Genomic DNA, 26,132 nt, shown 5'->3' with positions numbered 1-26,132 from the left:
GATGGAGGATCAACCGAAAACCGTTCTGGTCACCGGCTCCACCAGCGGCATTGGCCTTGCCATCGCCAAACGTTTTGCCGAGGCGGGATTTCTCGTCGCCGTCCACGGCATAGAAACCGTGGAGGCGGCGACGCAGGCACTGGAGGCGGTTGCGAAGGTGGCGCGGCACCGGCCGGTCTATTTTTCTGCCAACCTCGCCAATTATGACGAGAGTGCACATCTGCCGGAAACCGTCATTGCCGAATTCGGTCACATTGACGTGCTCGTCAACAATGCCGGTATTCAGAAGGTCGCGCCGATCGACGAATTCGATTTCGCCGATTTCTCCCATATTGTCGCGATCTCCCTCGACAGCGCTTTTCATACGATCCGTGCAGCCCTGCCGGGCATGAAGGAAAGGGGTTGGGGGCGCATCGTCAATATTGCTTCCGCGCACGGGTTGCGCGCCTCACCCTTCAAGGGTCCCTATGTGGCGACGAAACATGCCGTGGTGGGCCTGACGAAAAGCGTGGCGCTGGAAGTGGCCGAACTTGGCATTACCTGCAACGCCATCTGCCCCGGTTACGTCTGGACGCCACTCGTCGCGGCGCAGGTTGCCGATCAGGCGCGCCTGCATGGCATGGGCGAGGATGAGGTGGTGAAGAAGGTGATGCTTGCGCCGCAGCCGACGCGACGTTTCGTGCAGCCGGAGGAAGTGGCGGAGATGGCGCTTTACCTCACCGGCGATATGGCGCGCTCCATCACCGGCACCACCATTTCCATCGATGGCGGCTGGACCGCTAAATAATTTTCGCGCATCCGGCTCAAGCGAACCATCTGCCGTCCTTCCGGTATTGTGAGGCGATTTCAATACTGTATAGTTTTGCGTGCGGCGGGGTCAGCGCCGTTTTCACGGAACAGCGGTATTATGAACACAGGGTTTTCGGAAGCTCCGTTAGCGCGCTCGCGTTTCGATACACGCCATGTGCCGAAGCGCGACGCCATGGCGCTGTGGCGGGATTCGATCAACGTGCTTTTTGATGCCCGCCTGCGCAGATCGCAGGATGACGGTTTTTTTGCTAGTGTCGATGCCGCCTTCATCGGCAATGTCGCGCTTGGCCGCACCCAGTCCTCGGCGCAGGATTTCGACCGCTCGCGCCACAAGATTGCCCGGGACGGGATGGACGGCTTTCTCCTGCAATTTTACGCCAGCGGCCAAAGCATGTCGCGGCGCGGAGCGGGCGAGACTGCCGGCCCGGGCGATCTCTACATCATTGACATGGCGCAGCCGCTGGCCACAGCCACAACCGATCACGATCATCTGAGCCTTGTCGTGCCGCGCCGGCTGCTGGAAGGCAGGCTCATCGGTTCCGGCAATAATCACGAGCGCGTGCTGCCGGCCGGTTTGCCGCTGGTATCTCTGCTGCGGGAAACGATGACCAGCGTTTACCGCCACTTTGACGTCATGAACGCCAATGACGGCGCGGCCACGGTCTCGCCATTGCTGGAGCTTGCCGCGGCTGCCATCAATAATCATGTCCGGGAAGACAATGCGCAGGGTGTTCAGCGGGCGCTGCGAGCATCCATCAGGCGCTATATCGACAATCATCTGCTCGATCCGGCCTTGTCGGTGGAAAAGGTCATGGGCGAGTTCGGCGTATCGCGACGCACCGTCTACCGGCTTTTCGAACCGCTGGGCGGGTTTTCGGCCTGTATCACCCATAGGCGCCTCGAACGGGCAATGGATTTCCTGCGGGCGCCGCAGTCGGCCCATATGACGATAGCTGAGGTGGCGGCGTCCTATGGCTTCACCAACCCGGAAAATTTCAGCCGCGTTTTCAAGAAGACCTTCGGCCTGTCGCCGCGTCAGATGCGGCATTTCGCATCCGAAAACCGCGATACCATACCGGATATTATCAAACCGGATAGCGCAGAGTGGACACGCTGGATCGTGCAGCTCGGTCGCTGACGCGATTGTTTCGAAGCCGATCTGACACTGTATGACGGAATGTTGGCACAATCCGACCATTCGTTCCGCTTGTACCTCCGCAGGGATGCGCTTGCGCGGCGGGCGTGCCACAGTACGGACGTTGTTTTTAATAGATATTTCGCCTGACAATCATGATGATACGAATTCTCAATTTTCTGGAGATGCTGCCCGTATGGCGGGTGCGTCGCCGCGACACGACGAGATACCTCGAAGCCGCCGGCGACCAATGCGACTTTGAAACGGCGGGACCACCGCTGTGGCTGTCGATTTCTGAAAACCCGCCGGAAATCCAGTGCGAAACCGAAGACGTCAATCGCCGGCCACCATTCTCGTGGCTGGGGATTGGGCAAAGTTTCAGTGCGGTCGATGAGTTCGACGGTGCCGGTTGCGATAGACTTGCGGTCGCAGAGTACGGCTAAGCTGATTTTGCTGTCTGGAACAAACTGTGTCCCTGTGAATTAAATCACCAGGGTTACAGGGAGTGAGAGACATGGCCAGAGAAAATACCAGCTATCTTGGCGGTCGGCATGATCCGAAAAATGAAACCGCAACGCGGGCGCGGCAAGGGGTAAAAGGACGTCCGGTTCTTGTCATCCTGGTTGTCAGTCTGCTTCTCGCGCTGGTGGTCTGGACGGTCGTCGAATATGCGGTTTTCGAACCCGACGAGAACCGGCCGCAAAACGCTCAGACGGAGACTGCGCCGGCGCCACAAAACCCATAACCATCATGCCGTGAAATTTTTCACGGTGAATGTTGAGTTTGTATGGAACCAGATTGCCCCCAATTCCATTTCACGCAAAGTGACAGGAATCGGGGGTTTCATTCATGGCAGTCACCGTTACTGCGGTTATTCTATCGCTGATCGGCCTTGCGCTGTTCGGTTTTGGCTCTCAGCTCGTCATGTTGGGCGGGAGCTTCTATTACGTCCTTTCCGGTATGGCCTTCCTGTTGACAGCCATTCTGCTGTTCAAGCGTAACCGGGCAGCTCTCCACGTCTATGCCGTCTTCATTGTCGCGACACTCGCCTGGGCCCTCTGGGAAGTGGGTTTCGACTGGTGGCAACTTGGGCCGCGGGGTGGCTTCGTCATTCTTATCGGCCTGTGGTTGTTGGTGCCCTGGGTCAGGAAGCCTCTCGGTTTTTCAAGCCCGACAGGGCTGAATTACGGCCCGAACGCCTGGCCACTCGCGCTCTCCGTTCTCGCCTCCATTGTGGTGGCGGGATATTCGATGGCGCAGGATCCGCATGACCAGGCAGGGTCCTTGTCTGAGGAGAAGGTGGCGTCAGCTCCGATCTATGGCGGCGACGTGCCGGATGGCGATTGGCATCAATACGGCCGCACGCCTTATGGCCAGCGCTATTCGCCGCTGACGCAGGTCAATGTCGATAATGTTTCGCAGCTGAAGGAAGCGTGGCGGTACCAGACCGGCGACGTGAAGCTACCGGATGATGTGGGTGAAACCACCTATCAGGTAACGCCGCTCAAGATCGGCAATACGCTTTATATCTGCACGCCGCACAATTGGGCGATCGCCATTGATGCCGCCACCGGCAAGGAAAAATGGAAATACGACCCCAATGTCGGTCTTAACCCGGACCGCCAGCACCAGACGTGCCGCGGTGTTTCCTATTATGCCGAACCCAATGCCGCACAGGGCACCGCCTGCGCCCAGCGCGTTTACCTGCCGACCTCGGATGCGCGGCTGATTGCGCTTGATGCAGCGACCGGTCAGATTTGCACATCCTTTGCGGATCAGGGCGTGCTGCATCTGGAACAGGGCATGAAATACAATCCTGCCGGTTATTATTATTCGACCTCGCCGCCCGTGATCGCGGCGGGCAAGATCATCATCGGCGGTGCGGTGAACGATAACTACTCCACGCAGGAACAGTCCGGCGTCATCCGTGCGTTCGATGTGAACAGCGGCGCACTCATCTGGAACTGGGATTCCGGCAATCCGGAAAAGACCGAGCCGATTGCCGCAGGCGAAACCTACACTACCAACTCGCCGAACAGCTGGTCCGTGTTGAGCTACGACGAGGGGCTTGGCCTCGTTTACGTACCCCTCGGCAATCAGGTGCCGGACCAGCTTGGTATGGGTCGCAGCGAGAATGTGGAGAAATATTCCTCCTCCATCGTGGCGCTCGATATCAATACCGGCAAGGATCGCTGGGTGCGCCAGACGGTTCATCACGACCTCTGGGATATGGATGTGCCGGCCCAGCCGGTGCTGCTCGACATCACCAAGAACGGTCAAAGCGTTCCTGCACTCGTGGGCCCTACAAAGCAGGGCGATATCTACGTTCTGGACCGGCGCACGGGTGAGCCGCTTCTGCCGATTACGGAAGAACCGGCACCGGGCGGTACAATCCCTGAGGACTTCAGCTCCCCGACTCAGCCAACGACGGCGCTGTCGTTCAAGCCGGAGCCGCTGAAGGAAAAGGACATGTGGGGCGTCTCCATGTTCGATCAGCTCGCCTGCCGCATCCGCTTCCATCAGCTGAACTATCAGGGCCGCTATACGCCGCCCTCGCTGAACGGCTCCATCATCTATCCCGGCAATTTTGGCACGTTCAACTGGGGCAGCGTCGCGGTCGATCCCGAACGTCAGGTCATGTTCGGCATGCCGACATACCTTGCCTTTACCTCGCAGCTCGTGCCGCGCGCCGACATCCCGCCGAAGGGCCAGGACGAGAAGGGCAGTGAGCAGGGGCTGAACCGCAATGACGGTGCGCCCTATGGCGTCTTCATGGGACCGTTCCTCGGTCCGCTGAAAATCCCCTGCCAGGCACCGCCGTGGGGTTATGTCGCTGGTGCCGACCTGCGCACCGGCGATATCGCCTACAAGCACAAGAACGGCACGGTCCATGACATGACGCCGCTGCCGTTGCCCTTCAAGGTGGGCGTACCGGGCATTGGCGGGCCGATGATTACCAAGGGTGGCGTGGCCTTCCTCGGTGCTGCCGTCGACAACTATCTGCGCGCCTACAACCTCACCACCGGCAAACAGCTCTGGGAAGCACGTCTGCCGGCTGGCGGGCAGGCAACGCCCATGACCTATGCGCTGGATGGCGGCAAGCAATATGTTGTGATGGTTGCGGGTGGTCACGGCTCGGTTGGAACCAAGCCGGGCGACTATGTGATCGCCTATACCCTGCCGTAAAACGAGGCGGATTCAATCAAACAAAAAAAACCGGAATGGGTGACCATTCCGGTTTTTGCTTGTGCAGTTGGAAAAGGCGATCAGGCCGCCTTTTTCTGTGCTGCGGCATTGATCGATGTCTTGGCAAGCGCGCTCAGCGCATCGTCCGTCTTGGACTCTTCCTTCAGCGTCGCATCCAGCAGGGTAACGGCATTGGCATGACCAAGCTTTTCGGCCCATGCCTTCAGGGTGCCATAACGGGCGATTTCGTAATGTTCGACCGCCTGGGCTGAGGAAATGAGACCGGCATCGAGAGCTGCGGTGCCCTTGAAATCGTCCATAATCTCTTCGCCCTCGGCAATGATGCCCTGGATGGCCTCGCAGGTCTTACCCTGCGCCCGCTTGCCGATGATCTCGAACACTTCCTGCAGGCGTTCGATCTGGCCCTGCGTTTCTTCTTTGTGCTTTTCGAAGGCCTGTTTCAGCTTCGGGTCTGTCGCTGCCCGCGCCATTTTCGGCAGAGCTTTCAGGATCTGCCTTTCGGCGTAATAGATATCCTTCAGCGTATCGTAAAACAGGTCGTCGAGTTTTTTCTCGGCCATTGGTTCTTCTCCCATGGTGTGAAAGTGCGTGATGTACGCCATTGCGCACGGGAGACAAACCTTTCGGAGCCCCTATGGTTCCGGCTCTGTTGCGCGCAACGTTTTATATTCCAGCAGACGCTCCGCCGCATATAGGATGACAAGCGGCATCAGTCGAAACGGAAGAGATCGGCGTCGGGGTCCTTGCCACCATTAACGGCAGCGGCGACTATCTCGGCGGCGATCTGGCTGAAGGTGATGCCGTTGCCGCCAAAGCCCATGACGGCATAAACGTTCTTCATGCCGGGAACCGCGCCGATCAGCGGCAGGCCCGTGGTGGTCGTGCCGAAGCCGGCCGCCCAGCGATATTCGGGTTCGCCGATGTCGACGCCAAGAAGCTTTTCGATCTTGCGTTTGATTGCATCCGCCTTGGAGGCAAGCTTGCTCTCAGACAGGTAGGATGTGGAGTTCTCTTCATCCTCACCACCGGCAATAAGGCGCCCGTCCCGGTCGGTGCGCAGGTAGAGATAGGGATCTGAAGCCTCCCAGAGGATGTGGCTATTCAGCCAGTCCGGCAGATCGATACCCTTCGCACTCGCCAGCGCCCACGTGGAGATGATCTGGTGTTTCGGGCTTTCGAGCGATTTCAGGAATTCGTATCCGGTGCAGAAAACGATATTGCGCGCGGAAATGATTTCGCCCTGTGCTGTGGCGACGACCACCTCGTCACCGAGATTTCGAAGATCGGTGATTTCAAGTTGTGAAACGATCTCAGCGCCGGCGCCCGCTGTGTGGCGCAACAGGCCTGCCGTCAGCTGCGCCGGATTGGCGGAAGCGGAGATATCGCTGAGGATCGCCCCTGTCCGCTCAATCGCATAGTCGTTTTTAAGTTCTGCGGTGTCGAGAAAGCGGGCCTCGATCCCGGCCTCTTCGCGCGCTGCCGCTTCGGCCTTCAATGCACGCAAACCCATCTCGTCTCCGGCAAGATAAAGCGCCTGTTTGCGCGCCATGCTGCAGGAAATGCCAAGCGAAGAAACGATTTCCTCCAGCCGCAGCACGGCGCGCGCGGAGCGCTGCCACGCCCGATCAGCAGCATCCTTGCCGATCATCTTTCTGAGCTCAATAAGGGGTGTGTCGATCTCGTGCTGTATCATCGCAGTGCTGGCGACACTGCTGCCCATCACCGGATCACGCCGGTCGACGATCAGCATGGATTGCCCCGGTCTCTGCAACGCATGGGCGGCAAGCGCGCCGCTGATGCCGGCGCCGACGACGATCGTATCGTAATGGTCGGAACTCGGGGTGTTTCTGGTGCGGAGGCCTATGCGTGGCGTGTCGGCCCAAAGGGGTTTCGATTCCCTGAGGTCGCGTTCCTTCGTCAGTTCCGATGTGGGCATGGAGTTTTCCTGAAAGGTGCAGGGCATTTACGGTGGAAACGCCTGGCGGGTTACGTCTGGAAAATGCGAACAAACAAAGACAGAGAGCGCATCCGGCCATTTTGGATAGGCCGGATGCGCTCTGGTTTTTTTCCGCTTTACGGCCCTTAGGCAGCGCGGCGCTCGTGGTTGCCTTCTTCGACCTCCTCGATGATTTTGGCGACGAAGGCGTCCAGATCATCGGGGCTGCGAGACGTGATGATGCCCTTATCGGTCACAACCTTTTCGTCCTTCCAGTTGGCGCCGGCATTTTTCAGGTCGGTTTTGATCGACCAATAGGAGGTCGCGTCACGACCGCGCAGGGCATCTGCTTCAACCAGAAGCCAAGGGGCATGGCAGATGGCAGCCACGACCTTGCCGGATTTGACGAAATCTCGCACCACGCGCATTGCATCCTCGTCATGACGCAATACGTCCGGATTGATCTGGCCGCCGGGCAGGACGAGTGCATTGAAATCATTGGCGCTGACGTTCTTCGCGGACATATCGACGGCGATGCTGTCGCCCCAGTTCTTTTCGTCCCAGCTCTTGATCTCACCATCCTTGATCGAGGCGATCTTGACGTCCGCGCCCTTGGCCTTCAGCTGATCATATGGCACGCGCAGTTCCGAACGCTCATAGCCGTCCGTTGCGAGAATGACGATTTTTGCAGTGTTGATGGCAGTCATGTCTGTTTCCTTCCTGTTTATCTGTTTTCGTCTTTGTCCGAATTCACGGAGGGCAGAAAAAACTCCACATCCTCACGGCGCTCCGGATCGAGCTTTTCGATATTCGTTTGCCAGAAGGTCTCGGCTTCTGCCGGTTCGTCTTCCCATTGGCGCACGAAGGTCTTATTGTCGTCGATCATGACCTGACGGGTGCCGCCGAGCCGCAGATATTCTTCTGCAAGTTTACGCGTTTCGGTCTTTTCCATGTCGCGGTTCCTTGTGCGTGGAAAGCGGGGACGGAGGGCGCCGGATGGGTAAGAAGCTCGGCTGCCATTTCGTTGGCCACCGGGAGAAAACGGAAAAATCCCGATGTTCTTCAGCGCCATCGTGTCCGTTTGACACGGCGGCCCTCCTGCCAGAACAACGTGAGCTTTCCGGTATGGTTCCGCATTTTTTCAGGCGGATTCTTGCCGAGGACAAATGTATCGCGCGCAATTTTTATCGGAACAAACCGGCGAGTCGTGCTGTTTTACCCCAGATGCAGGGGAGGCAGCATGACAGCCAGACACAGTGACGGCGAGTGCCGCGGCAACGACGAAAACAAGGGTTTCTGGTCGATCGACTTCGGCAATTCACCGATCATCGGCACGGCCATTCATGATGGTCATCTCATTCGCCCGGACATAGCCTCGCTGATGGCTATTTCCGCCGACCAGCGGCTGAGAGAGGAAGACCCTTTTACCGGCGAGATGATCGCGGGGATGACAAACCGCATTGTCGTTCACCATTCGCGTTTCGAAATCGATCTCAACCGGTCCGCCGATCAGGCAGTTTATCTGAAGCCGGAACAATCCTGGGGGCTGGAGGTCTGGAAACAGGAGCCGCCGGAAGAGGCCACCCGGCAATCGCTCGATTTTCATGCCGACTATTACGCAATGCTCGAAGCAGTTCTTTCAACCGTCGAGCGGCGGCATGGTGCTTTTGTCGTGCTGGACATACACAGCTACAATCATCGCCGGCAGGGCGCTACAGCGCCGCAAACGCCCCAGGCGGAAGCGCCTGATATCAATATCGGCACATTTTCCATGGATCGCAGCCGCTGGAGTGACGTCGTGAGTGCGGTGGGCCATCATTTTGCGACAGCCACCATCGGCGGACGCCGCCTTGATGTACGCGAGAACGTCGCCTTTCAGGGCAAGGGTGAGCAGACCCGGTTTATTCACGAGCGTTTTGCGCAGAACGGCTGCGCCATCGCAGTGGAGTTCAAGAAATTCTTCATGGACGAGTGGACCGGTAAGCCGGATAAGCGCGTCGTTTCCGATATTCGCGACGCTATCACGGCACTTCAGCCGGTTCTCGAAGAATGCCTGAGGGCGCGGCGATGAACGTCTCCTCGGCGCGTAGTGAACCGTTACCGGTTATCGAGCTGGTAGACGATGTCGTCGCCTGCCTTGAGGCCGGCAAAGCCGTCCGTCGTGATGTCGGAAAGAACCGCCGGCTGCATATCGACCGGCCGCTGCCGTTTCTTTGCCTGCATCTGACTGGTGGCACGAAGGACCTTGCGGCCCGCGATATCGCCTCTGCGCATGCATCTTATCTGATCGCATCGAGCATTCAGGAGGCTGCACCCCTAATTGCAGCCGTCGGCACGGCCATGCGCGAACGTTTCGGCGCCTTCATGGTTCTCGATATCGGCGAACTGGAACACGACATTCTGCTCGCTGACGATTCACCTTTCCTGCCGCATTATGAGGTTTCCGTCTCTGCAACATCTGAGCCGGAAACGCAAAGTGCCCGCCGTGTTTTCATCAAGGCGGTTTGTGATGCCGAAGTGCGTTTCCGCACGCCCCGCATAACCCGTCCGGAACCGGATGCCGATCCGATCCTCAGATTTCAAAATGCCGGGCTTGATTTTCCTTGCATCAGCGTGCGTTTCGCGCCGATCTACCGACAGCCTGAATCCGGCGCCGATTATCCCGGCCTGCGCGAGACGATGATTGCGGATATTTTCGATGCCGGCCTTCAGGCCTTCTCGTCATTCGCTGCCGGTAAAGAAGCACTCAAGGTTACCAGCCATCGCGCTCTCGGCCGCAAGGCCTTCGTTGATGCCGTCAGACGTGCCGATCGTTCAATAGACGACATCGTCTCGTCCTTTGATTTTCTTCTGTCCGTGACGCCGATCAATGCCCGCCGGGCCTTCGAGGAATTTCGCGACGGCAGCTTCCAATATGCGCCGCGCCTGCTTTACCGGCCGCTCGGCGTTGACGTCGAGGAGCAGAAACGCAAGCTCTATTCCGTCGTTTTCGATCATCTGGAAGACCCGGTGCTCTATCATCTCTACCGGGAGAAACAGCAGGAGATCGATCTGCAACTGACCATGCTCGCCAATCTGCATCGCCGTACTTTCACCGATTTCTCCCGCGCCCTTTACGGTGCCGTCGAACCCGCGCTTTTGACGCTGGCGCTCAAGGTGCTTGCCGATTGCCCACGCAAGGATGAGAGCGGCGAAATCGCCATGGTCGATTGTTATGCGGTCGCCAAAAAATCGCGCGAGATGATCGAGACCTATCTGGCGGAGGAGCCGGAATTCAAGGCGCGTGTCGAGATCAGGGATGACCTGCCGCCTGGCCTGATGGTGACGGGCGAGAAGCTCCTGATTTCTCGCCACACCGTCATGGAACAGCGCCGGGTCGAAGCGCTGCTGTCGCATGAGATCGGCGTGCATCTCCTCACTTATTTCAACGGTTCGTTTCAGGGCCTCCGGCTCTTCCGCACCGGCCTTTCCGGTTACGAGGGCGTGCAGGAAGGGCTGGCAGTGCTGGCGGAACATCTGGCCGGCGGCATGACGCGCGAGCGCCTGCGGCTGATCGCCGGCCGTGTCGTCGGCTGCGCCGCCATGCTGGACGGCGCGACTTTTGTTGAGACGTTCCGGACTATGACCCGCGATCATGGTTTCGACGAGGCTGGCGCCTTCAACATGGTTTTGCGCATCTATCGTGGCGGCGGTCTTTCCAAGGACGCGATCTATCTGCGTGGGCTTGCGGAGGTGCTGGAGCATCTGCGCAAGGGTGGCGCGCTCGATCCGTTCTGGATGGGCAAGATTGCCGCTGCCCATTTCCCGGTGATGCAGGAGCTTGCCTTGCGCGGCCTCTTGCGTCCGCCGGGCGTACGTCCCGCTTTTCTGCTGCCGGCCAAGGCCAATGAGCGGCTGGAAAAGATACGGGCCGGATTATCCATCGCTGAACTGGCGACATTGTAATATTACAGGAGGGGCTTATGCGTATCGCATTTTTCGTCAATTCCATCGAAACTGAGGGGCCTACTTTCGCAACCGGCCTGCTGGCCATGGCGGCGCTCAATCGCGGTCACGAGGTGGTGTATCTGACGCCTGGCGATTTTACCTTGCGCTCGGATGATAGCCTGACCGTACACGCCACCGTTCTACCGAAGGCCAAATACAAGAAAGCCGATGCTTTTCACGCTGCACTTCAGGACAAAGCACTGGAACGGCGTACCATGGATGTAGAGGAAATCGACGCGCTGATGCTGCGCAACGATCCCTCGCTGGATCAGACGACGCGGCCATGGGCGGTGCATGCCGGCATTCTGTTCGGGCGGCTGGCAGAACAGCGCGGCGTAGTGGTTTTGAACGACCCGGAAGGATTGGCGCTGGCGCAGAACAAGCTCTATTTCCAGAGCTTTCCGGAAATCGTACGCCCGACCACGATCATCTCGCGCAATGTCGATGAAATACGCGCATTTGCGGATACCCACCCTAAGGGTGTCATCGTCAAGCCGCTGCAGGGTTCAGGCGGCAAGAACGTCTTCAAGATCGGCTCCAGCAAGGAGGCCAATCTCAACCAGATTTTCGAGGCGGTCAGTCTCGAAGGTTACTTGATTGCACAGGCCTATCTGCCGGCCGCCAAGGATGGCGATATTCGGTTCTTCATGATGAATGGCAAGCCTCTGATGCGCGACGGACAATATGCGGCTTTGCGCCGCGTTCCGGCAAAAGGCGATCTGCGCTCCAACATTCACGCCAAGGGCACTGCCGAGGCCGTGAAGGTGACGGACGAGATCGTGGCGCTTGCCGAAATGATGCGGCCGAAGCTGGTGGAAGACGGAATGTTCCTGGTCGGGCTTGATATTGTCGGCGACAAGATACTGGAGGTGAACGTGTTTTCGCCCGGCGGTCTCTCCAACATTCGCGACCTGACCGATGTCGATTTCAGCGATACGATCATCGAAGCCGTAGAAACCAAGATCGCCATGCAGAGCGCTTCCGGCGGCATGCTTTCCAATCGTCTGCTGGCGACGCTTTGATTTATTCGCGCAGCTCCGTCGACTGCATGTCACGATACCAGGCGACGAGGGCCTTGATGCCCTCCTCGACCGGGGTTTGCGGCACATAGCCCGTCAAGGCCCTCAGAAGATCGGGTGAAGCGAAGGTGCGGGGAACGTCTCCCTGCTGCATCGGCAACATGTTGCGGATTGCCGGCCTGCCGACCGCCTTTTCGACCGTTTCGACAAAGTGCATCAGCTCTACCGGCTGGCCGCCGCCAATATTGACGATGCGGAACGGTGCGTGGTGCGACAGCGTGTCGGTGACGCCTTCCTCAGTGACCCGGTTTTCCTCGGACGGAATGACCTGGCTCAGCCGGACGATACCTTCAACGAGGTCATCGATATAGGTGAAGTCGCGGCTCATATTGCCTTGGCCGTAAATATCGATCGGCTCGCCGTTCGAGATGGCGTCAACGAATTTGATTGGCGCCATGTCCGGCCGTCCCCACGGTCCGTAAACCGTGAAGAAACGGAAGGCTGTGGTGGGCAATTTGTGGAGATGGGCGTAGCTGTGTGCCATCAATTCCATCGATTTTTTGGTGGCCGCATAAAGCGTCATCGGCTCGTCGGCCTTGTCGCTTTCCGCAAAGGGTATTTTTTCGTTGGCGCCGTAGATGGAGGAAGTCGAAGCCAGCATCAGGTGTTTGACACGCAGGTTCTTGGCAAGCTCCAGCATGTTCCACGATCCGATGAGATTTGAATCGATATAGGCGCGTGGATTTTCGAGGCTGTAGCGAACACCCGCCTGCGCGGCGAGGTGAATTATGATTTCCGGTTCGGCAGCCTCTGCCGCGCGCTTCAGCGCATCCGTGTCTTCCAGCATGCCGATTTCGGCCCTGAAACCGTTGGAGCGGGAAAGGATCGCATGGCGTTTTTCTTTCAGGCTGACATCGTAATATTTCGTCATGCCGTCGAAACCGGTTACGAAATGGCCGGCATCGAGCAGCCGTTTGGCAACGTAAAAACCGATGAAGCCCGCGGTGCCGGTAACCAGATAACGCATGATGACTATATCCCACATCCGTTGGTGCGTTTGCGGCCGAACCGAAGCGCAAAAACCGTTTTAATGAAACTTCGAAGGCGAAACCGCTATTGGCCCTTGTCGGAACTGCTGTCGTGCGGGCGGCCAATGCCGGCATAAACGAAGCCTTGCCCGGTGACCTCGTCCGTGCGGTAGATATTGCGTAGATCCACCAGAACGGGGTTTTTCATGATGGCTTTCAGGCGCGGCAGATCGAGTGCGCGGAACTGGTTCCATTCCGTCACGATCACGACGGCATCGGCGCCTTCGGCAGCCTCGTAGGGGCCGCTGGCATAGTCGATATCCTCAATGACATGGCGGGCATTCACCATTCCCTCCGGATCGTAGCCGACCACCTTGGCGCCGCCGTCCTGGAGGGTCTGGATGATGGCAATCGCCGGGCTGTCGCGCATATCGTCGGTATTGGGTTTGAAGGTCAGGCCAAGGACGGCGATCTTCTTGCCGCGCACGTCGCCACCCACCGCGTTGATGACCTTGCGGCCCATGGCGCGCTTGCGGTTGTCGTTGATGGCAATGGTGGTCTCGATCAGCCGCACAGGGGCGTCATAGTCCTGTGCGGTCTTGGCAAGCGCCAGCGTATCCTTGGGGAAACAGGAGCCGCCATAACCGGGGCCGGCATGCAGGAACTTCGCGCCGATGCGGCCATCGAGGCCGATGCCGCGCGATATATCCTGAACATTGGCGCCGACCTTTTCGCACAGATCCGCCATTTCGTTGATAAAGGTGATCTTCATCGCCAGAAAGGCGTTGGCGGCATATTTGATCAGTTCAGAAGTGCGTCTGGTAGTGAAGAGCAAAGGCGACTGGTTGAGATAGAGCGGACGGTAAACCTCCGTCATCACCGGGCGGGCGCGCTCGTCGGAAAGACCGACGACGATGCGGTCCGGTCGCTTGAAATCCTCGATGGCCGCGCCTTCCCGCAGAAATTCCGGGTTGGAAACAACGGCAAAATCGGCCGAAGGGTTTTCTTCGCGGATGATGCGTTCCACCTCGTCCCCCGTGCCGACGGGGACGGTAGACTTGGTGACGATGACGGTGAAGCCGTCAAGCGAATGGGCGATTTCTTTCGCCGCCGCATAGACATACCCGAGATCGGCGTGGCCGTCGCCGCGCCGCGAGGGCGTGCCGACCGCGATGAACACGACATCGGCATTGGCAACCGCGGAGGAGAGATCGGTGGTGAAGCTCAATCGGCCCGCCTTGGCGTTGTTGGCAACGATGACTTCCAGACCCGGTTCGAAGATCGGGATATGGCCGCTTTTCAGCGCTTCGATTTTCTCCGGCATCTTGTCCACGCAGATCACGTCATGGCCGAAATCGGCAAAACACGCACCGGAAACAAGGCCGACATAACCGGCACCGATCATCACTATCCGCATTCTTCTTCCTTTCGGTTCGTGAGGCGATGTTCGCGCAGCAAGCTTCAGGCGAAATCAGCGGGTGCAATCACACCACATTGTTTAGCCGCCTTCACGCTTGCCGCCAAGCGCCACGATCAACACGGGCTAACCTCTTTCCGTGACGGTGATATGATGGCGTCGGCGGGACAAATTTGCCGCACCTTGCGGCCATCTGCATCGATGCGGTCGGATCGGGTGTTTTTGCGGCTTTTGCGGCTTGCACTCATAGGTAGCCGGGTCTAGCCATAGGGTGAGGATCAAATCTGCCAGACTGTCTGTCCCTTAAGGGGCGTCCGGGTTGCTTTAAGCGGCCAGGGTGCGCTTTGCGTTGCGGTCGCTGTTCGGGGAAGTTCAAATGCAAAAGGGTTTTCTGCTCGGTCTGTTCGCATATGCGACCTTTTCCCTGGGCGATGCCACGATCAAGTCGCTTGGATCACAGATCAGCGTTTTCGAGATCGGCTTCTTCAGCATCCTGTTTTCCGGCATCTTCATCTTCTTCAGCAAGCCGCGTGAGGAAAGGTGGCGTGAATTCTGGCGCATGAGCCGTCCGTTTGCGGTGCACGGGCGGGCGATTTCCGGCCTGTTCGCCGGTATTCTCGGTATCTATGCCTTCACAACCATTCCGCTGGCCGAAGCCTATGCGCTGATCTTTCTCTCACCGCTGTTTGTGACAGTGCTGTCGGCTGTCGTATTGAAGGAAGATATAGGGCCATGGCGCTGGGCGGCCGTTCTGGCCGGCATCGTCGGTGTTCTGCTCGTCGTGCGGCCCGGCTTCAAGGCACTGGAACTCGGGCACGTCGCAGCCATCGGTGTCGCATTCCTGGCAGCAATGACCATCGTGCTGCTCCGCTCGCTTGCGGGCAAGGAGAAGCGCACCTCGATAATGGGCGTGCTTTTGGTCTACGGCCTCACCTTCAACGGCATTGCCTCGATTCCCGAGTTCGTCATGCCCAATCTGCACCAGTTCGCCGCCTTTGCCTTCATCGGACTTTGCACGGCGACGGGACAGATAACGCTGCTCGTCGCAACACGTATCGCGCCGGCCAGCCAGATTGCACCCTCGCATTATTCTCAGATCCTCTGGGCCGTGGCGATCGGCATGACTTTCTTCCACGAATATCCGGATGCGATCGCGGTGCTTGGGCTGGGTGTCATCGCCGCATCGGGACTTCTGACGATGATCCGCGAAAGGGTCAGGCTCGGCACGGTTCGCTGGAATCCGTTTTTCCGCAATCGGCTTTGAAGTCATCCATCGATCGGAAACAGTGCGTCAACCGAAGCGCGGCTTGCGGGGTGAGTACAGACGGCCCCATAAGCTTTTCATCGATAGATGAATGGAGAGCCCAAAATGCTCGTGGATGGAAAGTGGACCGCCGAATGGCACCCGGTGCAGGCGACCGACAAGAAGGGTGGTTTCGTTCGCCAGACATCCGGCTTCCGCAACTGGGTAACGCCTGATGGTTCAGCAGGCCCGACGGGAGAAGGCGGCTTCAAGGCCGAGACCGGCCGTTATCACCTCTACGTCGCGCTGATTTGTCCATGGGCCTCACGCACGCTAATCGGCCACAAGCTCAAGAAGCTCGAGGATGTCATTTCGGTCTCAATTGTGGAGCCGGCGCTCTCCGACGAGGGTTGGAAATTCGGCGATTATCCAGGTTCGGATCGCGACGGGCTGAACGGCTTCGCTTATATGCACGAAGCCTATACCAGCGCCGATCCGCATTATACCGGCCGTGCCACCGTTCCGGTTCTTTGGGACAAGAAGACGAAAACCATCGTCAACAACGAATCCGCCGACATTCTCCGCATGCTGAATTCCGGTTTCGGCGATCTGGCCGATAACGGCATCGATCTTTATCCGGAAGATCTGCGGGACGCGATTGATGCGCTCAACGACCATATCTATCCCCGCCTCAACAACGGTGTCTACAGAACCGGTTTTGCCACCACCCAGCTTGCCTATGAGGAAGCCTTTGCCGACGTCTTCACGACACTTCAGGAACTTGAAACTCGCCTGGCATCAGGCGGTCCCTTCCTCTTCGGCGATCGCCTGACGGAAACGGATATCAGGCTTTTCGTGACGCTGGTGCGTTTCGATGCCGCCTATTACGGCCTCTTCAAGTGCAACCTTCGCCGCATTGCCGACTATCGGGCCCTGCAGGCCTATATGATGCGGGTGCTGAACATTCCGGGCGTGCGTGACACGGTCAATATCGACCACATCAAGCGCGGTTATTATTCGATCAAGGCGCTCAATCCGACCCGGATCGTGCCGGTCGGCCCCGATCTGCCGGGGCTTGACGAGGTTTCCATCGGCGGCACTGTGTGAATATCTAGGCCGGCTTGCCGACCTGATCGAGAAGCCATGCCTGGAAGGCGCGGGCAAGGACATTGTCCTGCCGCCCTTCCGGCAGGGCGACGTAATAGCTCTTGTCGGTTTGCAGTGGAATGTCGAAGACGATTTCGAGACGGCCGGAGACGAGTTCCGCCTCGATCAGATATTTCGGCAGAAGGGCAAAGCCGATGCCGCTTATGGCTGCTTCAATGATCATAGAAAACTGGTCGAAACGGCTGCCTCTATAGGCATTCTCCGCCGTTACCCCATTCATCTCCAGCCACTCAGTCCATAGTTTCGGCCGTGTGGTCACGTGCAGCAACGGTTGGCGGTTAAAATCCTCCGGCTCTCTCATTCCCGCGCGCTGAAGCAGAGCGGGGCTGGCGACCGGCACGATCACTTCGTTGCATAAAAAGGTGCAGGTGCCGTGCGCCCAGACCGGCTGGCCGTAATGGATGGCGAGGTCGAAACCTTCCTCATCGAAATCGAAGGGGTGCGAGCGCGAGCCGATGGTGATGGTCATTTCCGGGTTGGCGTCGATGAAGCGGTGCAGACGCGGCATCAGCCAGCGGCTGCCGAAGGTTGGCAGGGTGGCGACGGAAAGTGATGCATGAGATGTTCCGGCCGAGACCGCGCGCACCATCAGCTGTTCGGATTGCTGCAACAGGCGCCGCACGTCTGGCAGGAATTTGCGACCCGCTTCCGACAGGACGACGCGCCGGCGGATGCGTTCGAAAAGCTGCATTCCGGTCTGCGCCTCGAGTTCGCCGATCTGCCGGCTGACCGCACTTTGCGTGAGGTTGAGTTCTTCCGCCGCACGGGTAAAATTCCCATGCCTTGCGGCACACTCGAATGCTTGCAGGGTTACGATATCAGGGACCAGTCTTCTGCGCGGATCCATACCATTCTCGCATCAACTTACCCGCTTTCCTCATTGGAAAAGGGTCATTATGGCCATATATGATTACGGGAAAGAATGGAATGGTGTTTTGCCGGCTTCGACGGAGGCGCCGTTTCACAAAATGATAAATTCGGGGAAAGAACAGCGACGGGAGTTGAAAGCGCCGTATCAAAAACGGCCTTTCCTCCCCTTTGAGCCAAAAAGGATAATTTGACATGGATGCGACCACGAAGCTTGACGTGAAACAGGAAGCCGCGGCCCTGCTCGACAGAATGGGCGTCGCCCGCGATCTTTATACCGGCGGCGATATGGCGTCGTTCAGCCCGGTAACGGGTGAACAGATCGCACGCCTCAAGACCATTTCGGTCGAGGGTGTCGCAGCCGTGGTCGACAAGGCCGATGCCGCCTTCAAGATTTGGCGCAACGTGCCTGCTCCGCGCCGTGGCGAACTGATCCGGCTTCTGGGCGAAGAACTGCGCTCCTTCAAGGCAGATCTCGGTCGGCTCGTCTCGCTGGAAGCGGGCAAGGTCCCGTCCGAAGGTCTCGGCGAAGTGCAGGAGATGATCGATATCTGCGATTTCGCGGTCGGTTTGTCCCGCCAGCTTTACGGCCTCACCATCGCCACCGAACGCCCCGGCCACCGTATGATGGAAACCTGGCATCCGCTCGGCGTTGTCGGCGTTATCTCCGCTTTCAATTTTCCGGTCGCGGTCTGGTCGTGGAACGCGGCGCTCGCGCTGGTCTGCGGCAATTCGGTGGTCTGGAAGCCATCTGAAAAGACCCCGCTGACGGCACTTGCGGTTCAGGGCATCTTCGAACGTGCCGTAGCCCGTTTTGGCGATGCGCCGGAAGGGCTGTCGCAGCTTCTGATCGGCGACCGCGCCGTTGGTGAAGCATTGGTGGACAACCCCAAGGTTCCCCTGGTTTCTGCCACCGGTTCCACCCGCATGGGCCGCGATGTCGGCCCGCGTCTGGCGAAGCGCTTCGCCCGCGCCATTCTGGAACTGGGCGGCAACAATGCCGGCATCGTCTGCCCGTCTGCCGATCTCGACATGGCGCTGCGCGCCATTGCCTTCGGCGCCATGGGCACGGCCGGCCAGCGCTGCACCACGCTTCGCCGTCTCTTTGTGCATGACAGTGTTTACGACCAGCTCGTGCCGCGTCTGAAAAAGGCCTACGCCTCCGTCTCCGTCGGCAATCCGCTCGAAACATCGGCGCTTGTCGGACCGCTGGTGGACAAGGCGGCTTTCGACGGCATGCAGAAGGCGCTCGAAGCGGCCAAGGCGCATGACGGCGTGGTGAATGGCGGCGGGCGCGTGGATACGGGTGCGCCGGATGCCTATTATGTAAAGCCGGCACTTGTCGAAATGCCTGAACAGGCAGGGCCGGTGTTGGAAGAGACCTTCGCGCCGATCCTTTATGTGATGAAGTACAGCGATCTCGATCAGGCGATTGACGCGCATAACGCCGTTGCCGCTGGTCTGTCGTCGTCGATCTTCACCCGTGATATTCAGGAATCGGAACGTTTCCTGTCTTCGGAAGGCTCGGATTGCGGCATCGCCAACGTCAATATCGGAACCTCGGGCGCGGAAATCGGCGGCGCATTCGGTGGTGAAAAGGAAACCGGCGGTGGCCGCGAATCCGGTTCGGATGCATGGAAGGCCTATATGCGCCGCGCCACCAACACCATCAACTACTCCAAGGCGCTGCCTTTGGCGCAGGGCGTTTCCTTCGATATCGAGTAAATCGCTTCGCAAGTTTGCGCGTTCGATAGCGATATTGATCCATCATGCCGGTGCGGCCAGTCCGCACCGGCATTCGTCTGTTAAGTAGGCTGGATGATGCCTCCTGCGATGATTTACGGGAAAGAGGCGTCTCTGCGGAATTTTATTCCCGCAATATCGCTGATATTGAATTATCCTCTCTCTATCGTTTTCATCGAAAACCCTAGCATTGCTCCATATCGCAAACCGGCCCCAGGGGTCGGCGACAAGGAGCTAAAATGCCAGCCATTACCCGTCGTGCCCTCTCCGCCAGTTTTCTTGTTGCCGCTGCATTATCCGTGCTGCCCTTGCAGGCGCAGGCGGCGGAGGAGCTGAAGATCGGTTATCAGAAAACCGGCCTGCCGGTGATCGCGAGGCAACAGGGCGTCATCGAAAAGGCGCTTGAGGCCAAGGGCGTCAAGGTTTCGTGGGTCGAATTCACCGCAGGCCCGCCGCTGGTGGAGGCCTTGAATGTTGGCTCCATCAATGTCGGCTGGACGGGCGATGCGCCGCCAATCTTCGGTCAGGCGGCCGGTTCGGCCATCGTTTACGTTGCGGCTCTTCCCTCGAACGGCAAGGGTGAGGCGATCTTCACCAAGCCCGAGAGCGGTATAAAGTCGGTTGCCGATCTGAAGGGCAAGAAGGTCGGCGTCGGCAAGGGCACAAGCGCCCACAATCTGCTGGTGGCGGCAATTGAGAAGAACGGCCTGAAATTTAGCGATATCGACGTGGTCTATCTCAGCCCGGCTGACGCAGCGGCAGCCTTTGCCAGCGACAAGATCGACGCCTGGGCCGTCTGGGATCCGTTCTATGCAATTGCCGAGACCCGCTATAAGCCCGTCACTCTGGCCCGCACCAGCGAGGTTCTCAACGTGAGCACCTATTTCCTCGCCAACCGCGACTATGCCAAATCCCATGCCGACACCATCAATATCACGCTTGATGCCCTGGGCGAGGCGGCCAAATGGTCCGCCGCCAACCGCGACAAGGTTGCGGCAGCCCTGCATGAGGTGACAGGTGTACCGCTGGAAGCGCAGACGCTGGCTGCGAACCGTTCAGAATTCGGTATTTCGAAAATCGATGACAAGATCATTGCCAGCCAGCAGGAAACTGCCGACCGCTTTTATCGCCTGGGCCTGATCCCTAAGCAGATCAGCATCAAGGATGCCGTCTGGTCAGGCGCCACCAACTGATCCCGGATACGGAGGGTTTCGCGATGAGCATCAGAAGGCGTATCGAGGCTGGAAGCATCACGGGCTGGTTGCTTCCTGCCATCATTCTTGCCGGCTGGGAGCTTGCTGCCCGCGTCGGCCTCATTTCGGCAAACGTCCTGCCGGCTCCCTCTGCCGTCGCGGAAGCCTTCTGGCGGCTTTTGCTTTCGGGGGAACTCATCGCCAATATCGGCGTCAGCTCCGCTCGCGCTCTGGCCGGTTTCGCCGTTGGCGGCGCGATTGGCTTCATCTTCGGGCTGGCCAACGGACTGTCGCGGTTTTCCCGCAGCTTTACCGACACGACGCTGCAGATGATCCGCAACATCCCGCATCTGGCGCTCATTCCGCTCGTCATCCTCTGGTTCGGCATCGACGAGGAGGCAAAGCTTTTCCTCGTGGCACTCGGAGTGTTTTTCCCCATCTACATCAACACGCTGCTCGGCATTCAGGGGGTCGATCCGCAACTGGTGGAGATGGGGCGTACCTATGGCATGTCGCCCTTCACCCTGTTCCGGCGGGTGATCCTGCCCGGCGCGCTGCCGTCCATTTTCACCGGCCTGCGTTATGCGCTCGGCATCATGTGGCTGACGCTTATCGTGGCGGAAACGATTTCCTCCTCTTCCGGCCTCGGCTACATGGCCATGCAGGCGCGCGAGTTCCTGCTTATCGATGTCGTCGTGCTGTCGATCCTTATTTACGCGCTTCTTGGCAAGCTGGCGGACAGTTTCGCCCGCTTCCTCGAAAGCATCTTCCTGCAGTGGCATCCAGCCTTCAAGAAAGTCTGAGGTAACCCATGTCGACCAGCAATGTTACGACGTTGAGACGCCCCGATGCCCCATCATCCTCCCCTTCCGGGGCAGAGACAAAGGTTGAACAGCGCGGCAAGCAGGACGACAGCAAGGTCGCTTTCAGCTTCCGCAATGTGACCAAGACCTTTGGCGATAAACCGGTTCTGCGCGGCATCGATCTCGATGTGCGGGAAGGCGAGTTTCTGGCTATTATCGGTAAGAGTGGATGCGGCAAGAGCACGCTTTTGCGTATCTTGGCCGGTCTTGATGCGCCCACAAGCGGCACCGTTTCGAAAGACGCATCGAGCCGCACTCGCATGATGTTTCAGGAGCCGCGCCTTCTGCCATGGGAGCGCATCGCAAACAATGTATCCGTGGGCCTGACCGGCATCGCCAAAGGTGAGGCGGCCAACGAGCAGGCGCTTGCCATTCTCGAAGAGGTTGGGCTAAAGGACCGGGCGGGCGAGTGGCCCTATGTCCTGTCTGGAGGCCAGAAGCAGCGCGTGGCGCTGGCACGCGCGCTGGTGGCGCATCCGCAAATTCTGGCGCTTGATGAACCCCTCGGGGCGCTCGATGCGCTCACCCGCATCGAAATGCAGCTTCTGCTGGAGCGCATCTGGCGCAAGCAGAAATTCACCGCCGTTCTCGTTACGCACGATGTTTCGGAAGCCGTCGCACTTGCAGACCGCATCGTCGTGATTGATGAGGGGCGCATCGCCCTTGATCTCGATGTGAAACTGCCGCGTCCGCGCCGACACGGCACCCCGGAATTCGCGCGGCTTGAAGAGCAGGTTCTGAACCAGCTTTTCGGTCGTGGTGAAATCGGTGGGTGATGTGATGGACCGGCAGGGTCGAGACCCTGCCGGAACCAGATAATCAGCCGATGCTCATCAGGCTGGCATTGCCGCCGGCAGCCGTTGTGTTGACGCTGACGGAGACTTCTTCCACCAGCCAGTCGAGATTGTAGGGCTGGGTTTCACGGTCAAGCGCTTCCGTCGTGGCGGCCTGAACCAGAACCAGAGGACCGGGCAGGGCGGCGATTTTCTTGTTGATCGCAACGACACGTTCCGCATCGCCCTCGATCAGCGCGCCGGCGAAGGGGGCGGATTTTTCCCAGCTGTCAGCCCAGGTGATGCGCGAGGTGACGGTTGCCGGCAATCCGTAGATCGACTTTTCCAGCCCCGACGCATTATCGATAACGACCGAGTTGCCGGTGGCAAGCGCTGCCGCAAGCTGGCGATAGAGCCCTTGCTCGGTGGCCGGAATAAGCAGCACCTTGCCGCGCGGATGCAGCGCATAGACGTTGCGTTCGCCGACTGGGCCTGCCAGTTCGGTTTCGAAACCGAGGCCGGAGAGGGCTGCGGCCTGTCTTGCGGCTTCGGCTGCAACGCTCTGGCCGTTTTCATCCAGCCAGCGGGCGAGATCGATAGCCGCCTGGTCCTGCTGGCTGGCGACGCGGTCGATCTTCGGCGCGGTTTGTGTGACGCGGCCGAGATAGAGCGGGCCGCCCGCCTTGGGGCCGGTGCCGGAGAGGCCTCGCCCGCCAAAGGGCTGGACGCCGACCACGGCGCCGATGATGTTGCGGTTCACATAGAGATTACCGGCCGCGACGCGCGACAGGACATGCTGGATGGTATCGTCAAGACGCGTATGCAGGCCGAAGGTCAGGCCATAGCCGGTGGCGTTGATCTCGTCGATCAGCCGGTCGAGATTGTCGCGCTTGAACCGGATGACGTGCAGCACCGGCCCGAAGACCTCTTTCTTCAGATCGGCGAGCGATTTCATCTCGATGATTGTCGGTGGCACGAAGGTGCCCTTGCCGGTTTCGCCGGCAAGCGAAATCTGCTCGATCCGGTGGCCGAGTGCGCGCATGCTGTCAACGTGTTTTTCGATGATGCCTTTAGCTTCAGCGGTGATCACGGGGCCGACATCGACGGAAAGGCTATCGGTGCGCCCGATGCGCAATTCGTGCAGCGCGCCTTTCAGCATCGTCAAGGTGCGGTCGGCCACATCTTCCTGCAGGCAGAGAATGCGAAGCGCCGAGCAACGCTGGCCGGCACTGTCGAAGGCAGAGGCGATGACGTCGGCGACGACCTGCTCGGCAAGCGCTGAGGAATCGACGATCATGGCGTTCTGGCCGCCGGTCTCGGCAATCAGGGGAACGGGCTGGCCGTTTGAGAGAACCCGGCCTGCGAGTTGACCCTGGATGAGCCGCGCCACTTCCGTGGATCCGGTGAACATCACACCCGCCGTGAGCGCTGAGCCGACAAGTGCCGCACCGGTCTTGCCGTCACCTGGCAGAAGCTGCACGGCGTCCTGCGGAACGCCTGCCTCATGCAGCAGGCGTACCCCCTGCGCGGCGATCAACGGGGTTTCTTCGGCGGGCTTTGCCAGTACCGGATTACCGGCAACCAGTGCTGCCGTTACCTGGCCGATGAAGATGGCAAGCGGGAAGTTCCACGGGCTGATGCAGACGACCGGGCCGAGCGGTGTCTCGTTGGCCTTGAAGGTCTTCCGGGCTTCCGCTGCGTAATAACGCAGGAAGTCAATCGCCTCGCGCACCTCGGCAATGGCGTTCGGCATGGATTTTCCGGCCTCGCGCATGATGAGGCCAAGCAGGGCCGGCATCTCGGCCTGCATCCGGTCGGCAGCGCGCTCCAGGCAGGCGGCGCGCTCCTCGACCGGCGTGGAAGACCAGTTGGAGGCTGCGGCCCGTTGCATTGCCGCCTCGACATCGGCCTCTGTCGGTTCGGTTACATAACCGACGACATCATTGTGGTCGCCCGGATTGAGGACCGGGCGTGTCTTTCCGCCTGCATGCGGTGCTGCGGCTTTCCATTCCGTCGTCGCACCTGCCTTAAGGACGTTGTCTAGCGCGGCAAGTGCCGTTTCATTCGAAAGATCGAGGCCGGCGGAATTTGCCCGTTCGGGGCCGAAGAGACCAGCGGGTGCAGCAATGCGGTCGTGCCGTGCGCCGGGAACGGGGTAGGCCTTGACCACGGTGACCGGATCTTCCAGCAGGGAAGCCACCGGTACGGCGGGATCCGCTATGCGGTTGACGAAGGAGGAGTTCGCGCCGTTTTCCAGCAGACGGCGGACAAGATAGGCAAGCAGCGTCTCGTGGGTGCCAACAGGTGCATAAAAGCGGCAGGGACGATCGAGCTTCTTCTTGCCGACGACTTCGCTGTAAAGCGGTTCGCCCATGCCGTGCAGGCACTGGAACTCATAATCACCGAGTTTGAAGTCCGGACCGGCGAGATGGTAGATAGTCGCCATGGATTGGGCGTTGTGGGTCGCAAATTGCGGGAACACGACGTCACGCGCGGCAAGCAGCTTGCGGGCGCAGGCGATATAGGAGACATCCGTGTGCACTTTGCGGGTGAAGACCGGGAAGTCTTCCAGCCCGTCCACCTGTGCGCGCTTGATCTCCGCATCCCAGTAGGCGCCCTTGACAAGACGCACCATGATGCGGCGACCGGCACGTCGGGCGAGATCGATGATGTAGTCGAGAACAAAGGGGCAGCGGCGGCCATAGGCCTGCACAACGAAGCCTAGGCCGTTCCAACCGGCAAGATCCTTGTCGAGCGCCAGTTCCTCCAGAAGATCGAGCGACAGTTCCAGCCGGTCGGCTTCCTCGGCGTCAATGTTGAGGCCGATATCGTATTTCTTGCTGAGCAGCATCAGGGATTTCACACGCGGCAGAAGCTCCGCCATTACCCGCTCTGCCTGCGCACGGGCATAACGCGGATGCAGGGCCGAAAGCTTGATGGAAATTCCGGGGCCACCATAGATGCCACGCCCGGCGGAGGCCTTGCCGATGGCGTGGATCGCGTTTTCGTAGTCCTTGTAATAACGCTCTGCATCCTTGGCGGTGGTCGCTGCTTCGCCGAGCATGTCGTAGGAATATTGGAAACCCTGTTCCTCCAGCGGTTTCGAGCGCTTGATCGCTTCCCCAATCGTTTCGCCGGTCACGAATTGCTCGCCCATCATGCGCATCGCCATATCGACGCCGCGGCGAATGACGGGTTCGCCAGCCCTGGCGATCAGCTTGGTCAGCGCCGCCGAAAGGCCGCTGTCATTGACCGTCGAGGTCAGCTTGCCGGTGATGACGAGACCCCAGGTTGCGGCGTTGACGAACAGCGAGCGCCCGCCGCCAATGTGGGACTTCCAGTCGCCGCGGGCGATCTTGTCGCGGATCAGCGCATCGCGGGTGGCGGTGTCGGGAATGCGCAGCAGTGCTTCGGCAAGGCACATCAGGGCCACGCCCTCATGGCTGGAGAGCGAATATTCCTGCACCAGCCCCTCGACGCCGGTGCCTTTCGTCTTGGCGCGCAACGCCTCGATCAGCTTGGTTGCCGTGGTGCGAATGGCTGCGGCCTGCTCGGGCGTGACGGTCGCAGCATCGATCAGAGGCGCCAGGCACTCTTCCTCTGGGCGGCGGTAAGCGGCGGTAATTGCTTTGCGCAACGGGCTCTGCTCGCGCACGGGCGGTGCAAAATTCTGGAAAATACCGTTCACCGTCTGCTGCGGGTTTACATCGGCTTTGCTTGCACCATCGGCCATTCTGAAAATCC

Annotated in this window: 23 protein-coding genes; 15 read left to right on the top strand and 8 right to left on the bottom strand. The window is 59.3% G+C overall.

The window, feature by feature from the left end; all coding sequences use genetic code 11:
* Window position 1 precedes the first annotated feature (1 nt).
* The 5 genes from F617_RS0120290 (at window position 2) to F617_RS0120270 (ending at window position 5,131) form a co-directional block, all read left to right on the top strand.
* Window positions 2-787, top strand: coding sequence for a 3-hydroxybutyrate dehydrogenase (locus tag F617_RS0120290; RefSeq protein WP_025595201.1), 786 nt, complete (start codon window positions 2-4; stop codon window positions 785-787).
* A gap of 117 nt (window positions 788-904) precedes the next feature.
* On the top strand, window positions 905-1,948 hold the full coding sequence (locus F617_RS0120285) for a helix-turn-helix domain-containing protein (RefSeq protein ID WP_050923926.1): 1,044 nt from the start codon (window positions 905-907) through the stop codon (window positions 1,946-1,948).
* 152 nt (window positions 1,949-2,100) lie between these two features.
* Window positions 2,101-2,388: a hypothetical protein gene (locus F617_RS0120280; protein WP_233283685.1), complete on the top strand. Its 288-nt coding sequence runs from the start codon at window positions 2,101-2,103 to the stop codon at window positions 2,386-2,388.
* A gap of 71 nt (window positions 2,389-2,459) precedes the next feature.
* A complete protein-coding gene (locus tag F617_RS0120275; RefSeq protein WP_004431981.1) occupies window positions 2,460-2,690 on the top strand; it encodes a hypothetical protein in 231 nt (76 codons plus the stop codon).
* A 104-nt stretch (window positions 2,691-2,794) separates the two neighbouring features.
* Entirely contained in the window at window positions 2,795-5,131 is a 2,337-nt protein-coding gene (locus tag F617_RS0120270; protein WP_019566511.1) for a glucose/quinate/shikimate family membrane-bound PQQ-dependent dehydrogenase, read from the top strand.
* Window positions 5,132-5,211: 80 nt separating this feature from the next.
* Here F617_RS0120270 and F617_RS0120265 read toward each other — a convergent pair whose 3' ends face one another.
* From F617_RS0120265 to F617_RS0120250, 4 genes are all read right to left on the bottom strand, one after another.
* Window positions 5,212-5,712: a ferritin-like domain-containing protein gene (locus F617_RS0120265; protein ID WP_004431986.1), complete on the bottom strand. Its 501-nt coding sequence runs from the start codon at window positions 5,710-5,712 to the stop codon at window positions 5,212-5,214.
* A gap of 149 nt (window positions 5,713-5,861) precedes the next feature.
* Window positions 5,862-7,088 (bottom strand): FAD-binding oxidoreductase, encoded by a 1,227-nt coding sequence (locus tag F617_RS0120260; protein ID WP_004431988.1) that lies wholly within the window; start codon window positions 7,086-7,088, stop codon window positions 5,862-5,864.
* Window positions 7,089-7,234: 146 nt separating this feature from the next.
* Window positions 7,235-7,795: a type 1 glutamine amidotransferase domain-containing protein gene (locus F617_RS0120255; RefSeq protein ID WP_004431989.1), complete on the bottom strand. Its 561-nt coding sequence runs from the start codon at window positions 7,793-7,795 to the stop codon at window positions 7,235-7,237.
* 17 nt (window positions 7,796-7,812) lie between these two features.
* Entirely contained in the window at window positions 7,813-8,040 is a 228-nt protein-coding gene (locus tag F617_RS0120250) for a hypothetical protein (protein ID WP_004431991.1), read from the bottom strand.
* Between the two features lie 44 nt (window positions 8,041-8,084).
* Between F617_RS0120250 and F617_RS28070 the strand changes: the two genes are divergently transcribed.
* The 4 genes from F617_RS28070 to F617_RS0120235 are packed head-to-tail and all read left to right on the top strand — an operon-like array spanning window position 8,085 to window position 12,097.
* Window positions 8,085-8,348 carry a hypothetical protein gene (locus tag F617_RS28070; RefSeq protein WP_076844517.1) on the top strand — a complete coding sequence of 88 codons (264 nt, stop codon included), beginning with the start codon at window positions 8,085-8,087 and terminating at the stop codon, window positions 8,346-8,348.
* Complete coding sequence (locus tag F617_RS0120245; protein WP_019566510.1) at window positions 8,329-9,159, top strand: N-formylglutamate amidohydrolase; 831 nt, start codon at window positions 8,329-8,331, stop codon at window positions 9,157-9,159. The genes F617_RS28070 and F617_RS0120245 overlap by 20 nt, the downstream gene beginning before the upstream one ends.
* Entirely contained in the window at window positions 9,156-11,033 is a 1,878-nt protein-coding gene (locus F617_RS0120240) for a flavohemoglobin expression-modulating QEGLA motif protein (RefSeq protein ID WP_019566509.1), read from the top strand. Before F617_RS0120245 ends, F617_RS0120240 begins: the two co-directional genes overlap by 4 nt.
* 17 nt (window positions 11,034-11,050) lie before the next feature.
* Window positions 11,051-12,097: a glutathione synthase gene (locus F617_RS0120235; RefSeq protein ID WP_004432010.1), complete on the top strand. Its 1,047-nt coding sequence runs from the start codon at window positions 11,051-11,053 to the stop codon at window positions 12,095-12,097.
* A 1-nt stretch (window position 12,098) separates the two neighbouring features.
* Here the strand turns inward: F617_RS0120235 and F617_RS0120230 are convergent, their stop codons facing one another.
* Both F617_RS0120230 and F617_RS0120225 read right to left on the bottom strand, forming a co-directional pair.
* Window positions 12,099-13,121: an NAD-dependent epimerase gene (locus tag F617_RS0120230; RefSeq protein WP_013762120.1), complete on the bottom strand. Its 1,023-nt coding sequence runs from the start codon at window positions 13,119-13,121 to the stop codon at window positions 12,099-12,101.
* Between the two features lie 86 nt (window positions 13,122-13,207).
* Window positions 13,208-14,539: a UDP-glucose/GDP-mannose dehydrogenase family protein gene (locus F617_RS0120225; RefSeq protein WP_026330977.1), complete on the bottom strand. Its 1,332-nt coding sequence runs from the start codon at window positions 14,537-14,539 to the stop codon at window positions 13,208-13,210.
* Window positions 14,540-14,915: 376 nt separating this feature from the next.
* Here F617_RS0120225 and F617_RS0120220 point away from each other — a divergent pair, with 376 nt between their 5' ends.
* Complete coding sequence (locus F617_RS0120220) at window positions 14,916-15,803, top strand: DMT family transporter (RefSeq protein WP_004432025.1); 888 nt, start codon at window positions 14,916-14,918, stop codon at window positions 15,801-15,803.
* 105 nt (window positions 15,804-15,908) lie between these two features.
* The gene (locus F617_RS0120215) at window positions 15,909-16,889 is read left to right on the top strand and encodes a glutathione S-transferase family protein (RefSeq protein ID WP_019566506.1); all 981 of its coding nucleotides are present in this window, start codon (window positions 15,909-15,911) and stop codon (window positions 16,887-16,889) included.
* A gap of 4 nt (window positions 16,890-16,893) precedes the next feature.
* Here F617_RS0120215 and F617_RS0120210 read toward each other — a convergent pair whose 3' ends face one another.
* Complete coding sequence (locus F617_RS0120210; RefSeq protein WP_004432029.1) at window positions 16,894-17,796, bottom strand: LysR family transcriptional regulator; 903 nt, start codon at window positions 17,794-17,796, stop codon at window positions 16,894-16,896.
* Window positions 17,797-18,011: 215 nt separating this feature from the next.
* Between F617_RS0120210 and F617_RS0120200 the strand changes: the two genes are divergently transcribed.
* The 4 genes from F617_RS0120200 (at window position 18,012) to F617_RS0120185 (ending at window position 22,391) form a co-directional block, all read left to right on the top strand.
* Window positions 18,012-19,541 carry an aldehyde dehydrogenase family protein gene (locus F617_RS0120200; protein ID WP_019566505.1) on the top strand — a complete coding sequence of 510 codons (1,530 nt, stop codon included), beginning with the start codon at window positions 18,012-18,014 and terminating at the stop codon, window positions 19,539-19,541.
* Window positions 19,542-19,798: 257 nt separating this feature from the next.
* Entirely contained in the window at window positions 19,799-20,752 is a 954-nt protein-coding gene (locus tag F617_RS0120195; protein WP_004432036.1) for an aliphatic sulfonate ABC transporter substrate-binding protein, read from the top strand.
* Window positions 20,753-20,775: 23 nt separating this feature from the next.
* Window positions 20,776-21,555, top strand: coding sequence for an ABC transporter permease subunit (locus F617_RS0120190; RefSeq protein ID WP_004432039.1), 780 nt, complete (start codon window positions 20,776-20,778; stop codon window positions 21,553-21,555).
* A gap of 8 nt (window positions 21,556-21,563) precedes the next feature.
* Window positions 21,564-22,391 carry an ABC transporter ATP-binding protein gene (locus F617_RS0120185; RefSeq protein WP_019566504.1) on the top strand — a complete coding sequence of 276 codons (828 nt, stop codon included), beginning with the start codon at window positions 21,564-21,566 and terminating at the stop codon, window positions 22,389-22,391.
* A 43-nt stretch (window positions 22,392-22,434) separates the two neighbouring features.
* Here F617_RS0120185 and putA read toward each other — a convergent pair whose 3' ends face one another.
* Window positions 22,435-26,121, bottom strand: coding sequence for a trifunctional transcriptional regulator/proline dehydrogenase/L-glutamate gamma-semialdehyde dehydrogenase (gene putA, locus F617_RS0120180; RefSeq protein WP_019566503.1), 3,687 nt, complete (start codon window positions 26,119-26,121; stop codon window positions 22,435-22,437).
* Between the last annotated feature and the right edge of the window lie 11 nt (window positions 26,122-26,132).

Origin of the sequence: Agrobacterium sp. 10MFCol1.1 (assembly GCF_000381165.1) — a bacterium.
Lineage (GTDB): Bacteria > Pseudomonadota > Alphaproteobacteria > Rhizobiales > Rhizobiaceae > Agrobacterium > Agrobacterium tumefaciens.
Note: the sequence above shows the minus strand (reverse complement) of the source record. Positions and strands in the feature narration are given on the sequence as shown.

What these genes read in the sequence shown, in the direction of transcription:
- F617_RS0120290 (WP_025595201.1), top strand. Translation starts at nt 2, where the DNA reads ATGGAGGATCAACCGAAAACCGTTCTGGTCACCGGCTCCACCAGCGGC.
- F617_RS0120280 (WP_233283685.1), top strand. Translation starts at nt 2,101, where the DNA reads ATGATGATACGAATTCTCAATTTTCTGGAGATGCTGCCCGTATGGCGG.
- F617_RS0120275 (WP_004431981.1), top strand. Translation starts at nt 2,460, where the DNA reads ATGGCCAGAGAAAATACCAGCTATCTTGGCGGTCGGCATGATCCGAAA.
- F617_RS0120270 (WP_019566511.1), top strand. Translation starts at nt 2,795, where the DNA reads ATGGCAGTCACCGTTACTGCGGTTATTCTATCGCTGATCGGCCTTGCG.
- F617_RS0120265 (WP_004431986.1), bottom strand. Translation starts at nt 5,712, where the DNA reads ATGGCCGAGAAAAAACTCGACGACCTGTTTTACGATACGCTGAAGGAT.
- F617_RS0120260 (WP_004431988.1), bottom strand. Translation starts at nt 7,088, where the DNA reads ATGCCCACATCGGAACTGACGAAGGAACGCGACCTCAGGGAATCGAAA.
- F617_RS0120255 (WP_004431989.1), bottom strand. Translation starts at nt 7,795, where the DNA reads ATGACTGCCATCAACACTGCAAAAATCGTCATTCTCGCAACGGACGGC.
- F617_RS0120250 (WP_004431991.1), bottom strand. Translation starts at nt 8,040, where the DNA reads ATGGAAAAGACCGAAACGCGTAAACTTGCAGAAGAATATCTGCGGCTC.
- F617_RS28070 (WP_076844517.1), top strand. Translation starts at nt 8,085, where the DNA reads ATGGGTAAGAAGCTCGGCTGCCATTTCGTTGGCCACCGGGAGAAAACG.
- F617_RS0120245 (WP_019566510.1), top strand. Translation starts at nt 8,329, where the DNA reads ATGACAGCCAGACACAGTGACGGCGAGTGCCGCGGCAACGACGAAAAC.
- F617_RS0120240 (WP_019566509.1), top strand. Translation starts at nt 9,156, where the DNA reads ATGAACGTCTCCTCGGCGCGTAGTGAACCGTTACCGGTTATCGAGCTG.
- F617_RS0120235 (WP_004432010.1), top strand. Translation starts at nt 11,051, where the DNA reads ATGCGTATCGCATTTTTCGTCAATTCCATCGAAACTGAGGGGCCTACT.
- F617_RS0120230 (WP_013762120.1), bottom strand. Translation starts at nt 13,121, where the DNA reads ATGCGTTATCTGGTTACCGGCACCGCGGGCTTCATCGGTTTTTACGTT.
- F617_RS0120225 (WP_026330977.1), bottom strand. Translation starts at nt 14,539, where the DNA reads ATGCGGATAGTGATGATCGGTGCCGGTTATGTCGGCCTTGTTTCCGGT.
- F617_RS0120220 (WP_004432025.1), top strand. Translation starts at nt 14,916, where the DNA reads ATGCAAAAGGGTTTTCTGCTCGGTCTGTTCGCATATGCGACCTTTTCC.
- F617_RS0120215 (WP_019566506.1), top strand. Translation starts at nt 15,909, where the DNA reads ATGCTCGTGGATGGAAAGTGGACCGCCGAATGGCACCCGGTGCAGGCG.
- F617_RS0120210 (WP_004432029.1), bottom strand. Translation starts at nt 17,796, where the DNA reads ATGGATCCGCGCAGAAGACTGGTCCCTGATATCGTAACCCTGCAAGCA.
- F617_RS0120200 (WP_019566505.1), top strand. Translation starts at nt 18,012, where the DNA reads ATGGATGCGACCACGAAGCTTGACGTGAAACAGGAAGCCGCGGCCCTG.
- F617_RS0120195 (WP_004432036.1), top strand. Translation starts at nt 19,799, where the DNA reads ATGCCAGCCATTACCCGTCGTGCCCTCTCCGCCAGTTTTCTTGTTGCC.
- F617_RS0120190 (WP_004432039.1), top strand. Translation starts at nt 20,776, where the DNA reads ATGAGCATCAGAAGGCGTATCGAGGCTGGAAGCATCACGGGCTGGTTG.
- F617_RS0120185 (WP_019566504.1), top strand. Translation starts at nt 21,564, where the DNA reads ATGTCGACCAGCAATGTTACGACGTTGAGACGCCCCGATGCCCCATCA.
- putA (WP_019566503.1), bottom strand. Translation starts at nt 26,121, where the DNA reads ATGGCCGATGGTGCAAGCAAAGCCGATGTAAACCCGCAGCAGACGGTG.